The sequence below is a fragment of the Shimia sp. genome, assembly GCF_049116215.1.
In the GTDB taxonomy this organism is placed as follows: Bacteria; Pseudomonadota; Alphaproteobacteria; order Rhodobacterales; family Rhodobacteraceae; genus Shimia.
In genome coordinates this window covers 1-12,185 of the sequence record NZ_JAGDZB010000004.1, presented here as the reverse complement: position 1 = coordinate 12,185, position 12,185 = coordinate 1, and the positions used below count along the sequence as shown (strand labels likewise).

General features: G+C 55.0%; 13 protein-coding genes. 11 read left to right on the top strand and 2 right to left on the bottom strand.

Features of this window, described 5'->3' with window-relative positions; all coding sequences use genetic code 11:
* The first annotated feature begins 95 nt into the window (after positions 1–95).
* The 4 genes from JXR15_RS13505 to JXR15_RS13490 all read left to right on the top strand — a co-directional run bounded on the left by JXR15_RS13505 (position 96) and on the right by JXR15_RS13490 (position 4,053).
* Positions 96–710: a thermonuclease family protein gene (locus JXR15_RS13505; protein WP_422053741.1), complete on the top strand. Its 615-nt coding sequence runs from the start codon at positions 96–98 to the stop codon at positions 708–710.
* A 138-nt stretch (positions 711–848) separates the two neighbouring features.
* Positions 849–2,126 (top strand): hypothetical protein, encoded by a 1,278-nt coding sequence (locus JXR15_RS13500; RefSeq protein WP_422053740.1) that lies wholly within the window; start codon positions 849–851, stop codon positions 2,124–2,126.
* On the top strand, positions 2,123–2,908 hold the full coding sequence (locus JXR15_RS13495; protein ID WP_422053739.1) for a hypothetical protein: 786 nt from the start codon (positions 2,123–2,125) through the stop codon (positions 2,906–2,908). Before JXR15_RS13500 ends, JXR15_RS13495 begins: the two co-directional genes overlap by 4 nt.
* Positions 2,909–3,057: 149 nt before the next feature.
* Positions 3,058–4,053: a helix-turn-helix domain-containing protein gene (locus JXR15_RS13490; protein WP_422053738.1), complete on the top strand. Its 996-nt coding sequence runs from the start codon at positions 3,058–3,060 to the stop codon at positions 4,051–4,053.
* A gap of 731 nt (positions 4,054–4,784) precedes the next feature.
* Here JXR15_RS13490 and JXR15_RS13485 read toward each other — a convergent pair.
* Entirely contained in the window at positions 4,785–6,125 is a 1,341-nt protein-coding gene (locus tag JXR15_RS13485; protein WP_422053737.1) for a hypothetical protein, read from the bottom strand.
* 62 nt (positions 6,126–6,187) lie between these two features.
* On the opposite strand from JXR15_RS13485, the gene JXR15_RS13480 reads away from it, so the two are divergent.
* From JXR15_RS13480 to JXR15_RS13465, 4 genes are all read left to right on the top strand, one after another.
* Positions 6,188–6,451, top strand: a complete 264-nt coding sequence (locus JXR15_RS13480) for a hypothetical protein (protein ID WP_422053736.1) — start codon at positions 6,188–6,190, stop codon at positions 6,449–6,451.
* Positions 6,451–7,140, top strand: a complete 690-nt coding sequence (locus JXR15_RS13475; RefSeq protein WP_422053735.1) for a DUF3299 domain-containing protein — start codon at positions 6,451–6,453, stop codon at positions 7,138–7,140. Before JXR15_RS13480 ends, JXR15_RS13475 begins: the two co-directional genes overlap by 1 nt.
* Positions 7,141–7,197: 57 nt before the next feature.
* Positions 7,198–8,637 carry a guanitoxin biosynthesis MBL fold metallo-hydrolase GntH gene (gntH, locus tag JXR15_RS13470; RefSeq protein WP_422053734.1) on the top strand — a complete coding sequence of 480 codons (1,440 nt, stop codon included), beginning with the start codon at positions 7,198–7,200 and terminating at the stop codon, positions 8,635–8,637.
* An 81-nt stretch (positions 8,638–8,718) separates the two neighbouring features.
* A complete protein-coding gene (locus JXR15_RS13465) occupies positions 8,719–9,828 on the top strand; it encodes an HlyD family secretion protein (protein WP_422053733.1) in 1,110 nt (369 codons plus the stop codon).
* Positions 9,829–10,182: 354 nt separating this feature from the next.
* On the opposite strand, the gene JXR15_RS13460 is transcribed toward JXR15_RS13465, so the two are convergent.
* Positions 10,183–10,419 carry a helix-turn-helix domain-containing protein gene (locus tag JXR15_RS13460; protein WP_422053732.1) on the bottom strand — a complete coding sequence of 79 codons (237 nt, stop codon included), beginning with the start codon at positions 10,417–10,419 and terminating at the stop codon, positions 10,183–10,185.
* 121 nt (positions 10,420–10,540) lie between these two features.
* Here JXR15_RS13460 and JXR15_RS13455 point away from each other — a divergent pair, with 121 nt between their 5' ends.
* The 3 genes from JXR15_RS13455 (at position 10,541) to JXR15_RS13445 (ending at position 11,841) form a co-directional block, all read left to right on the top strand.
* Positions 10,541–11,038, top strand: coding sequence for a hypothetical protein (locus tag JXR15_RS13455; protein ID WP_422053731.1), 498 nt, complete (start codon positions 10,541–10,543; stop codon positions 11,036–11,038).
* Positions 11,039–11,543: 505 nt separating this feature from the next.
* Positions 11,544–11,708, top strand: a complete 165-nt coding sequence (locus JXR15_RS13450) for a hypothetical protein (protein WP_422053730.1) — start codon at positions 11,544–11,546, stop codon at positions 11,706–11,708.
* Positions 11,701–11,841, top strand: a complete 141-nt coding sequence (locus tag JXR15_RS13445; protein ID WP_422053729.1) for a helix-turn-helix domain-containing protein — start codon at positions 11,701–11,703, stop codon at positions 11,839–11,841. The genes JXR15_RS13450 and JXR15_RS13445 overlap by 8 nt, the downstream gene beginning before the upstream one ends.
* Positions 11,842–12,185: the final 344 nt, after the last annotated feature.

Genomic DNA, 12,185 nt, shown 5'->3' with positions numbered 1-12,185 from the left:
CCGCTCAAAAGTTTTTGGCCACAAATCAAATGCGCCGTCTGCCATCGCTCACCAAGTCTCTGTCGTAACTGATGTAATTCGTTGGGACCGAGAAAATGGAAATACTTATTGGCGCAGTCGCAGTGTTTTTCATGCTGAAGCTTGTGGTGCAATCGGTCCTAAGGGTTGCACCTAAACCGGTGAGGCCGAAACGGAAAAACACACCGCATGCAAAGCAAAAATCTGAGGTTCCGCGCGCTATAGATCGCGCCTTGCATCGCGATAATCGAAGCGCTAGCCGTCCCGTTCAACCGCGCGTTCTGATGGGGTCCGCTTGGATCACAGATGGTGACTCCATATGGATCCAAAACACTCAAATTCGCCTCTTTGGGATCGACGCGCCAGAATTGAACCATCCTTACGGGATCAAAGCGAAGTGGGCTTTGCACAAACTCTGCAAGCATCAGAGCATTCGTGCGGAAGTGACTGATGTGGATCACTACGGGCGTACAGTTGCCAAATGCTACTTATCCGACGGTCGTGATCTTTCCGCGGAAATGGTGAAGCAGGGCTTAGCGCTCGATTGGCCCAGATATTCCGGCAGAATATACCAGTCCCTTGAGACAGACGATACACGCAAGAAGCTCTTTCTCGCAGATGCCCGACAGAAAGGTCGAATGCACGTGTGGGAGCAATACGAAGCTAGACAAAAAGCGAATTCACGAGCCTGACGTCCCACGTTTTGGAGTGTGTCCCGTCGTGGCAAGGCAATCGCATGGCGCGCCATCGAGACAGACGGGCGATTTTCCATAAACAGCTGCAGGTTTTCAAACCTAGGTTCAACCCGAACTGATTAGGAGGTCAATTCAATGGTAGAAAAGAATGGTCGGTTGACGGCAGAAGAGGCCAAGGGGCTTCGGACGGCCAAAGAACTTGAAGGTCACCTAGCTTGGCTAGATACATTTACACCTGCGGCGCTGGGTGTGCTGGCGATTGCATCGGGTGTCTATACATTTCTTGGGGTTTCGTCGCTGCTAGAAAACAATGGCGCCGTTTCGTTTTTTGCTGCCATCGCTTATTCGATCGCTGTGTCGGTCGGTATCTTTGTGTTCTGGAGTTATATGCTTAGGCTCCTTCCTGCGATGCGCAGCGCGGCCGGGTTTATAGGTCTCACCGTTTCAACGATAGTTGGATCCGCCGCAATAATTGCAATGTCCAGCTGGTTGAATGCGGCGGCTCTTGCTGGATCTGCGGCGGTTGAACAGCACTTGGAAAACACTGTGCGAAATTATCAAACTGCGCTTGAGCAGGCGCATGACATCGCATTGAAAGGCCAGTCCCTTGGACGAGAAGTCGAACGAGCTCGTCAGAGTTTCGAAGACCTTGCGGAGTTGGAACGCACTGGGGAGCTATCTGGAACCGCAGGCAGAGGCGCGGTTTTTCGCGTGCTGACCCAGAAATCTGACGAGCTAGGCAACCTCCTAGAACAAATAGATTCACAACAACCGTTGATCGAAGAGGCGTTTGGGAGCGGAAACTTGATCCTCGGTCGAATGCGCGAACTGACAGTGGCGCCAGGCCCTGTTGAGAGGCGATCCGTCGAGTTTTCAGAGGAAAGCGTTAAGTTGGCGGGGGCTTTATCCCAGCTCAACCAGTACAATGTTGCACCACTTGTTGCCCGTGCCGCTGCCGACTTGCCAGCTTCCGTCGTGCTCCCGGATTTGGATGGTAAGAACACCTCGGTTCGGGAGGCGCAGTCGAGCACAATTGCCTCTGTCTTGAATGCGTTGGACCAACGAAGCGAAACGTTGAAGGACGCCGCAACAGAAGTTTTGGAAATGGAGCCTCCAAAAGAGACCGCCTATAACCCAGTGTCTAGTGCGGATGCGATCATCCGATACGCTCACAATTTTGTACCTTCCTGGGCCGGTGCGATTGCAATCGATTTGCTGCCAGCAGTTTTGGTGTTTGTTCTCGCAATTACTCAAACTGCTATCCGTAGCGGAAGGGACGGCATGAGCATCGAGGACACCCTCACGCTTGCAGACCTCAAAGCAGCAATGGTCGCGATGAAAGATGCTGAACTGACGATGGGGGCGGCGGACGCAGCAATTCAGGTACGTTCAGGACAGAAAGACATTGCGTGACGCGGTACATTACAGGTTTTGACCCCAGCACGGGAATACGTTTTGTACTTTTCGTCCAGCTTGTGATGGCCGGGCTCCTGCTTGCGACGAACGTGTTCAACACACTTTCAACCGTTTTCACGGAACCGCCAGTGACTCAAATTGGCCCGGTGACGCCCGGGGATCAAACGCGGGACTATAGGAAGGACAAACGCTCACCTAGTCTCCTTCACATTGAAGATCCTTCTGCGCCGTCGGACTTTGCAGTGTCTCCCGACCAGTTGACGTTCTCGGAACAGGAAACTGAGGCGTTCGGGCGAGTACTCCTTTTGGAAGGCGCAATTGAGCAAGGCGATGCCAACCGTTTTGACGCTTTTCTGTCGGGTGTGGATAGAAAGCCAGATCTGGTCGCTCTGCATAGTCCGGGCGGGTCCGTGTCCGAGGCTCAAGCCATTGGGCGCCTGATCCGGCGCAAAAAGCTTTCAACCGCGGTACTTGCACGCGCGAACTGCCTTTCGAGTTGTCCATATATTCTGGCAGGAGGGCAGGACAGGATTGTGTCGCTTCGTGCGATCATTGGCATGCATCAGCACTACTACGAGCAACCGCGTTATATTCCAGTCATGTTCGCTGTGGAGGATATCCAGACCAATCAAGGTGAAACGATGCAGTTCCTGATAGAGATGGGCATTGCGCCGTCGCTGATGCTCTATTCGTTAAAAACCCCGCCGGAACAGATCTATGCCCTCATCAAAGAAGAATTGGTACGAACTAAGCTCGCGACTGAGATTGTTGACGATTGACCGCGGCCTGTTTTGGCAACACAGGGCGTGACACCAGTTTTTAGGCAGGGTTTCAGTCTTATGCCGATCAATATTCCGTGGTAAATACTGTGTCTCTCGAGCAAAATTTGCCTTGTTGTTCCGCGCGAAACCGACTTCACTTGATCATAATGAAAGTTGAAACCTCAAGGCTGCTCCATCTGATTTCGGAACTCGAGCGCGCGGGAGCCTCTCGCGCGGTGGTCTCTGAGGTGTTGAGCCAAGCGGGCTTGAAGCGGCAAGATGTGAATGCCAGTTCTGGGAGCTATGACTACCAGAAGGAGGTCCTTTTTGTCCAAAAAGCTTGCGATGCCCTTGGCGATATTACATTTGGCGCCAAAGCCGGCTTGTCCTGGGGGCTCATGGGGGAGCTTACGGACTACATCGGGAAGTACTCGAAGGACCTCAGGTCGGCCATTGAAGCGATCATCCAGTTTCAAGATCTTGTGAACCCCGCCCTAGGAGCCAAACTTCGCATTTCTGGCAATTCTGCCGTCATCGAGTTCTTCTGGAAAGACGCCAGCTTCGCCAAGTATCACCGGCACACAGAGTTTGTGGTGTTCGGGTCTCTGTGTTGGTTAAGAGAAGTTACACGCACAAACCTCTTCCCACTTTTAGTTCAGTTTGATCACGATGTTCGTAAGTCTGCAGACGCGTTTCAAAAACTAGCGGGATCCTCAGTGAATTTTGGGATGGACACTGTCGAGTTGCTGCTTCCAACATCTGTTTTGGACTTGCCAATACCAAGTTACGACCCGCGCTTACGAAACCATTTGATCGCCTACGCCAACACCCTTCTGAACAAGGAGAGCTCCAAAAGTCCGTCGTTACGTTCAAGAATTGAGGGCCTCCTTATGGCTGCATTACCCGGTAAGTTGCTCAGTTCTGATGAGGTGGCCGCCAGCCTTGGGATGAGCCAGCGAACTTTGGGCCGTAGGTTGAAAGATGGTGGCGTTACTTATCGAGAAATTGTGGACACACTCAGATACGATTTAGCTATAACCTTCTTGCAAGACGACATGAGCATGTCGGAAATTTCATTTGCTCTCGGGTATTCAGACCAATCGGCGTTTTCGACTGCGTTTAAGCGTTGGACTGGCAAGTCGCCTAGAGATTTTGAGGGATAATCGTTGTACTTATCGTTTCACCTGTAGCTTTCTCTACAGTCCTTCAAGGTAGAGTAGATGCCTCGCAATGCATATGGCGGGACTCAATTAGAACATTTGGCTTGAACCTGCGCGCACCGCAGGTTTCCGAAACCGTTGAAGTGGCAACTTTCATAATATTGAACGCGGACACTTACAAAATTGCGTTGATCAACTGTGTGACGCTTTTCGTTGTCGCCTGGCAGACCTCGGCGCGAACAGCGGCGAACTTCCACCGTCCGCCAATACGTTTGAGTGTCGTTTCCCCCCTGGGTTGAAAGCGGACATTGTACAAGTTGACGCCAGGGATAGCTTTGTCCGCTCAGTAGGCGTTTAGATTTCAACTTCGCAAAGTCCGCTTTCTGCGCGTTGCTGCCGTTCGTGGCTTGAGCAGCATCCGTGAGAAGGGCTCGAAGCGGACATGCGGCGGCGCGGCGGCGTGGTTGCAGCGAAATCACGCTCCAACTTTGTGGTCAAATGACGGCTGTCAGCCCAAAGCCGACATGCCAGGTCAACACGCTCGGCGGACAGCTGACCTTCGCCGCGGAATGGATCAATGATCCGCTATGCGCAGACAGCGTAGTGCGCAAAGTCCTACGCTCACCCCTTAGCGGTCATTGAGACGGCCAAATTGATTGTGTCTGCTTTTGTGCGGTTGTCCACCACAGCCTTCGGCCAGAAACGTCGCACTGCGCACAGCAACGTTGCTATAGTTAGTTGTGGTATATCCCTACTGTTTTCAAAACTGTTTGCTCCACGTCAGAGCCGTCCGCAAACATCGCATCCACCACAAAGGCCGCCGGAAAACTAGGCCATGTGCGATTGAGCTCCATCATCAACTCCTGGGCCCTTTCAGGTTCCGCCATCTGATCAAACGCTACAACTTGGAACAACAACGACGGCGGGCTAACAGGCGCGCCAGCAGCAGCTGCCCCCTGAAAAGCTTCCACCGTCTCGGGGTAGTTTTCCAACATCAGTTGGGACACCGCCCAGATGTTGCGGGACCCAAAACGCCCAGCCCCTTCCCGGTCAATGCTTGGGTCGCTGGCCTGCGCCGCCAACTCAGCATCATTTGACACAATCGCGGCCATCCCTACCAAGTCCAGAACATGGCCATCCTCCGGCGCCAGCGCCAATGCAATCCGCGCATGTTTAAGCGCATCCGCCGGCTCCTGACGCGCCGCCAACGCAAAGGCCATGGCCCCATTTGCCCAGGCATCTGTTGGCGCAATGTCCAGCGCTTTTTGCGCGGCCTCCAACGCCTCATTTAGAGCGACTGTTGCCGCTTCGCGATCCGGTGAGAACAGGCCAATCACCGCCAACGTCTGCGCCTCGCCTGCATGTCCATCCGGCAAAGAAGCGTCCAGATCAATCGCGTGCCGGAACATGCCAAGCGCTAACTCCTGACGTTTCAGATCAAACACAGGAAACAACATGCCCTGGGCCTGCTGTGCCATGTTCTTGGCCTGCAACGACAACATAGAATACTCCCGCAATGCCATGCGCGCCGGATCATGTGGCTCTGCTGCCAGAACTGCATCCGGCAGCGGGCGCCACAGAACCGCCGCCAAAACAACAAGCGCTGCGATCACGCCCCCGCCCGCCATAGCTGCCGGATGAAGCCGGCGCGCCTGCGTCTGCGAGCTTGGCGGCATTTCCTCACTCGCAGCCCCCGCCGAGGGCGGCGTGGCCACTTCAAATCGAGGATGATAGCCGCCGGGGTCAACGATGATATGCACCGACGCATCTTTGCCTTCGCCCGCATTGTACTCCGCCAGAAGCCGGCGCAACCGACGCGCCTCCACGCTGACCAGGTTAAGTCCGGCATCTTTTTCAAGCTTACGCCCATAGACATCAACGGCCACCGACTTACCACGGATATCCGCGCCGCGCCCCTCCAGCGTTTCGCTGACAATATACTTCAGAAAGTCTTGTAGACGGGGGGAACCATTAAAACCGGAGCTGACCAACACGCGCTGCAACGCATTTTTGATCAACGCCTCAAATTCGGCACTAAAGTCCTGTTCTGAATTTGTTTTTTCCAACTGGCTCACACCCAACTCACCCCAAGCTCACAGTGACTCACTTATGCCGGGCACCCAATTCGGCGCACGTTATGAGTGTTCAGATGGTATTAGCCGGTGGTGCAGAGTCAATGTCCAACCTCGAAGAAGATCTCCCACATCTTGCGGTCTCGATACGTGCCGCCCTCCCTGACAACACCACTTTGAGCGAGGCATATGCCGACTACGAAGTCGCCTGCCAAAACCAAAACGCCCCCGACATCAGCGACGCCGAACGTGCCGAGTGGACCCGCATCCGGCGCGAGGTCGCCGATGAGCTCGCCCGCCTCTGCCAACGCGCCAAGGAGTCCAAATAATGACGCGAGAAACCATTTTTCCCAAACCGTGGCGACGGCTGGGGCTGACCTTCGCCCTCGCTATCGGCTTGGGCGTTTCCCAAGTCGGAAACAGCTTGGCCGCAGAGCCTCGCAGTCTGGGCTGGGCCGATCTGGTTCCCACCGTCACCATTGGCACCAACCCATTTGAGACACTCAATTTCCGCCAGAAAAACGATCTTGTAAGGCTCTATCGCATCGAGGTGAAAGAGGCCGCAACCGCCAATGACTTTGCCAAATCGCAAGCCCTGGAAATCCGCCGCCGCCTGGAAGCCGGTGGTCTCGATCCGGATTGGCTCTTTGCAGAGCGCGAACGAATGATGGCGGAGCACACCCGCAAAATCAGCGCGCCAAACACCGAGATACTCGCGCAAACTGTTCGCATGCCTGGCTACATTCTGCCGCTGGAAATGGACGGTGCATTGGCCGTCGAGTTCCTGCTGGTGCCCACCGTTGGCGCCTGTGTGCACACCCCGCCACCGGCGGCAAACCAACTCATTCATGTGCGCTTCCCCGAAGGCTACCCGCTGCGTGGCATGTACGATCCCGTCTGGATCATAGGTGCGCTGGAAGCGGAAACGCAGATCGAACAAGTCATCTACTCCGACGGACAGCGCGACGTCGTGAGCAGCTACACCATGACCGCAACCGGCGTGGAGCAATTCAAGTAGTCCGCAATTTCCCGTCAGCGAACGGAAAATGTTTCCAAATCTCTCCAGGAGGAAAAAATGAAAACAATAAAAGCCTTAAGTGTGGCGGCCCTCACCTCCCTGTCTCTGACAGGCTGGGCCAGTGCACAACAAATCCCTGAACCTGCAGAACCATCCTCGCCAGAGGACATTCAAAGCGCATTGCTTGGCGGTGTGCCCAACGGCCGTTGGAAGGAAGGCCTAATGTTTGAGGGCATTTCCCCACAGCCATGGCTTCAGAGCGCCGCCAACTGGTTCCCGGGAACCGAAGAAGTTCAGCCAGAAGAAATGCGTATAACCTTTATGGGTACGGCCCCGCTGCTGCGTCCGGGGCAAATGAACACTTCGGTGTTTGTGGAGCTTGGCAATGGCGACAACTTCATCTTCGACATTGGCGAAGGTTCGGTAGCCAACTATCAAGCCGCGCGAATTGCTCTTAATGAACTGACAGATGTGTTCCTCACCCACCTGCACGTCGACCACTTTGGTGCCTTGCCCTATCTGTGGATGTTCCGCACTTGGAACGGTGGCTGGCACGAACCCCTACGCATCCACGGCCCATCAGGTCGCACGCCAGAATACGGCACCGCGGCTATGGTCGAGGGCATGAAGATGATGACCGCCTGGCACCGCGATGCCTTTAGCGTCTTTCCAACCGGTACAGGTTGGGACATCGAGGTCAACGAGTTCGATTTTGCGGACAACGGCGGCATCATTTACGAGAAGAACGGCGTGACCGTGCGCCACTGGCAGCGCAGCCACGCGAAAGACGGCGCCACAGCGTACCGTCTGGATTGGAATGACCTTTGCTTCGTCTGGACAGGTGATGGCCGCCCCAACTTGTTGGATGTCGATTACGCAAAGGGCTGTGATGTCTACATCACGGAACAACAGCAGGAAGTTGTGGAAATCAACTCCGGCGTACAGGGTGTGCCACCTTTCCTGGCGCGTTACACCATCGATACGCACCACACCCCAACTTACGCAGCCGGCTACATTGCCAACCTCATTCAACCACGTCTCTTCATGACCACCCATATGAGCTACGACAAGTATCTGCTCGAAGAGTCGGTTGCTGAGATCCGCGAGCATTGGAAAGGCCCGTTCCACTTTGGCGCACCAGACGGAATTGTTGTGAACGTCACCAAGGATCAAATCTGGGTACGCGAAGGCATCCTGCCTGAGTTCCCCAACGTGCGTGCGCCACAGTTTGACTTCACCAACGAGCAACTGGTTGTTCCTTTGCCACCGCAAGCGCGTGAAGACATTCAAAATGCGGAAGTGCGTGCCACGGAGTTGGATCCAGAGCTGTATTACCCTGAAGGCTATCATCCAGAGTTGCTCCCCTTCTGGCCCGTCGACGACGATCTGGTTGTGCCCATGGATATGATGCCTGAAGCACTCAAAAACAGTATGGGCGCGGCTTGGCGTCATCGCGAGAAGAACCGCGCAATCCTAAAAGAGATGGGTAAATTCTAATCCCATCAAGGCGGCGCTGGATTTTAGCGCCGCCTTTCCCCAAAGTAGGGACGACGTTCGCCCCATCAAAGGACAGCAACTGTGCTGATTGTACTTGGCGCCTATTTTGGCTTGATCTGGTTGATTTTTTCGAAGTTCCGGTTGCTGCCGTGGAACGCGGTTACCAAAGGGGTGACCTACTTTATTGCGCTTGTCATTGCCTTGGTCGTAATTGGCTTACTCAATCACACCACACCCACTGGCCCGATCTCCGTGCAAGGGGCGGTTGTGGAAATCAAACCCAACATCGGCGGCACCGTCACAAGCGTTGACGTCACGCCCAACACGCCGGTGGCCAAAGGCGATGTGTTCTTCACCATTGACGCGGCGCCACAAGAGGCTGACCTCGCAATAGCGCAGGCCGGTTTGGAAACCGCCAAGGCGACAGCCGATCAACTGACAACCGACCTCATCGCTGTGACCTCGGAAATCGAAGGGCTGGAAGCCCAGTTGGCGTTTGGTATCCAACGGCGCGATGACATTGTCCGGCTTGAGGAACGTGGCGCTTCCACCGGCTTCCAGATGCAAGAAGCCGTCACCACAATTGACCAGCTCTCTGCCGCCATCCGCGGCGCACAGGCCCGCAGGGCCAGCTTGGAGCGCCGCATCGCCGCCCAGATTGATCAAACAGACGTCGGCGTGGTCGACGCGCGCGGCAAACTTGCCAAGGCTGAATGGGCTCTGGCCCAAACCGTGGTCCGCGCCCCCTCCGATGGAGAAGTCACCGCGCTCGATCTGCGGGTTGGCGACAGGGTGTCTCCTGTCAATGGCGCGATCAGCTTCGCCTCCCAAAGTGACCGCGCCCTTGTGGCCACCCTGCCTCAATCCAGTCGCGGCAACGTCCATGTCGGCGACACGGTCCGCATTGCTCTGCGCACGCTCCCCGGCCAGCAGTTTGCCGCCCCAATTTCTGCCATTCCTCTTGGCAGCGCGGAAGGCGCCTTTGCGCCAAGAAACGGCCTGCCGTCCTTACGTGAAATCAGTGGCGGCTCCCGGTTCATTATCAAAGTCGATGTCCCAGATGACGTGCCACAAGAAGCGCTCCAATTGGGCGCGTCCGGCACTGTCATGATCATCACGGAAGAGGCCGGTGCCATTGCAGCCCTGGCCGAAGTGCTGTTCTGGGTCACCCGCATGATGAACTTCATCTGATGGAAGGGGATGATTGGTGTTGCCCAACCCGCTAACCGGCACCTACTCCGCCGCAATTGGCATCTTGTCCGCACGACTGCCTTTCTTCTAAAAGAAACCATGTAAACGCAGCGAAAGGCCAAAATGACAGGCTGCAGCGCAGCGACGAAACCTTCAGCCAACGTCGGCTTTGGGCCGGTTGCGACCCATAGTCGATTTCGCTCACAGTACTTTGCAAAGTTCACAAACTGCGCATTTCTGACCTTTATGCTCAGTGCAGCAAGAAGGTCCGCACTGATTGGGTTTAAATGGCCGCTTTGGCCGCGGAGAAGCTGTGCCTTCGCGAATGCAGAGAACGGAAGCTGTCCGCCCATACTACCTTTGCTTTGCCGTCCGTTGAGCCGCCTCAGCATCAAACAACTCCACCACATCCGCTCCAAGCGCATCTGCAATCCGTTCAAGAACCTGCGCTGACGGATTTCGCACACCACGCTCGACGCCGCTGATATAGCCCTGATCGAACCCGCTGTCGTTTGCGAAGTCTTCTTGCGTCACACCTTTCGCCTTACGCAAGCGGCGCAGGTTCCAGCCAATTCTCTCTCTGACATCCATGGGATTGTAGGTGCTGCAATGAGACTTTTAATCTCACGACATATAAGCCTCATTGCTCTATGGACGCACTCCAACAGGTGTGTAATTTGTATGGACCTCCAAATAGAAAGGCACTACACCCATGATTTCAAATGATAATTCACTTCATGGGATCGCCGTCCTGCCGCCTCGTAAACGTCCGATACCAATCGACCGCGGTAAGCTCTATGGAGATTTTGCTCATCTCATGCTGCCGGGGGAACGTATTCGCGATGTTATTCGCGATCGTGCAGCCTTCCTTCACATCACCGGCTTTATGCCCACGCACCTCCATGCACAGGCGGTCAATATTCTAAATCAGATTTCCCGCCCCTACCAACGTCCCGCAAGCATTCGTGGCCACTGTGGCAATCGTAAACTGCATGACGAAGCGATACGTGACCTTAAACTCAAGCAACACGCGATGGTGCGGGCAGCTCGGGAGCAACCCGCCAAGGGCTTTTTTGTGCACGGCCACAAAGAGTTTGGCGAACGGCGCACCTTTAAAAAGGTATTGATGCGGACGGGAGACCACCCAACCGAATCCATTCGCCAGTTCACAGTGACCCTTGAAGATGCAATCAAATCTGGTTGGGACTGACCAGCTAACTCGGCGCCCCCAATCAAAACCACGATAAAGTTGTGCTATACTGGGAACACGTTTGCGGGGATGTGGCGCCGAGTTGAGAACGAGAGACACCAGTCTTGTCAGAGAGAGGAGCCAGCCGACATTCTCGACGCCACGGGCAAACTGATATCAGCGGCTCCCTCAACGCACAATTCTAGTTAAAAATTAATATGTTGTTATAATCTTTACACCAAATCAGCCACACATGTAGCTTGCAAAATTTGCCCCCAGTGTAGCTTTCAATTCCTTTTCCCCTCTTGACGTTTTTCTCAGCCCACCTAGATTGATTTCACAATCGCCACAGGCCGACGCGCCGGGCCGCGGGAGCATGCGGAGGCCTTTTAGACTGATCAGCGAGCACTCAATGGCAATGATCGCAGCCCACTTCTGAGGCGGTGTTTTGTCGTTTGAGTTGCTGATGTAGCAAGCCACAAAAGAGATCATTGTCATGCGCGGTTCCTCTTAAAGGAACTGTCTGATGACGACCGTACTCAACGCTCCGACGGAGCAAACCTTTCCCTCAATTCCCACCGCGTTGATCGACTTGGTGCGCCTTCTGGCCCGCCAAGCCGCGCGTGACGCCATTGCAACGCGCTGCACTGACGGATGCGCCTCCACAACGGAGGACATGCAGCATGGCTAAGCTTCCTATGCCGGATGACGCAACCTACCTGAGCGTCAATGAGATCGTCGCGCTTCTGCGCGTCCACTGCAAGACGGTGCGCCGCTGGATTGCGGCTGGAACACTGCCCACGACACAGATGGGCCGTGGCTGACGCATCAAGCGTAGCGACCTGAAGGCCTGCCTTGCAGCCAAAGGCAACCGGGTGGAGGGCCATGCTCTCTAATATCCTGTTATGACTCAAATTTTCTGGCTTCAGGGAGAACGCAGCTACGGATTATGGCTACAAATTCGTACCTCTCATCTCCCGAATGTCCGCTCGTGGGCCAACACTCGCGCTGCGTTCCCCACTGCCCCCTCAAAACTCACCTTTAAGGAGCAAATCACTTACTTGATACATCTCAACCGATCCAGTCGCTGCCCGATGTTCGCGCCCGTTTGATCGCCAACTACAGCGCAGACCAGAAGCGCCTCAAAGCACAACCGCCTCACAGCCCA

Bases quoted from the DNA above. Each gene is read 5' to 3' on its own strand.
- JXR15_RS13460 (WP_422053732.1), bottom strand. From the start codon at position 10,419: ATGGATGTCAGAGAGAGAATTGGCTGGAACCTGCGCCGCTTGCGTAAG.
- JXR15_RS13490 (WP_422053738.1), top strand. From the start codon at position 3,058: ATGAAAGTTGAAACCTCAAGGCTGCTCCATCTGATTTCGGAACTCGAG.
- JXR15_RS13500 (WP_422053740.1), top strand. From the start codon at position 849: ATGGTAGAAAAGAATGGTCGGTTGACGGCAGAAGAGGCCAAGGGGCTT.
- JXR15_RS13450 (WP_422053730.1), top strand. From the start codon at position 11,544: ATGACGACCGTACTCAACGCTCCGACGGAGCAAACCTTTCCCTCAATT.
- gntH (WP_422053734.1), top strand. From the start codon at position 7,198: ATGAAAACAATAAAAGCCTTAAGTGTGGCGGCCCTCACCTCCCTGTCT.
- JXR15_RS13475 (WP_422053735.1), top strand. From the start codon at position 6,451: ATGACGCGAGAAACCATTTTTCCCAAACCGTGGCGACGGCTGGGGCTG.
- JXR15_RS13505 (WP_422053741.1), top strand. From the start codon at position 96: ATGGAAATACTTATTGGCGCAGTCGCAGTGTTTTTCATGCTGAAGCTT.
- JXR15_RS13455 (WP_422053731.1), top strand. From the start codon at position 10,541: ATGATTTCAAATGATAATTCACTTCATGGGATCGCCGTCCTGCCGCCT.
- JXR15_RS13480 (WP_422053736.1), top strand. From the start codon at position 6,188: ATGAGTGTTCAGATGGTATTAGCCGGTGGTGCAGAGTCAATGTCCAAC.
- JXR15_RS13445 (WP_422053729.1), top strand. From the start codon at position 11,701: ATGGCTAAGCTTCCTATGCCGGATGACGCAACCTACCTGAGCGTCAAT.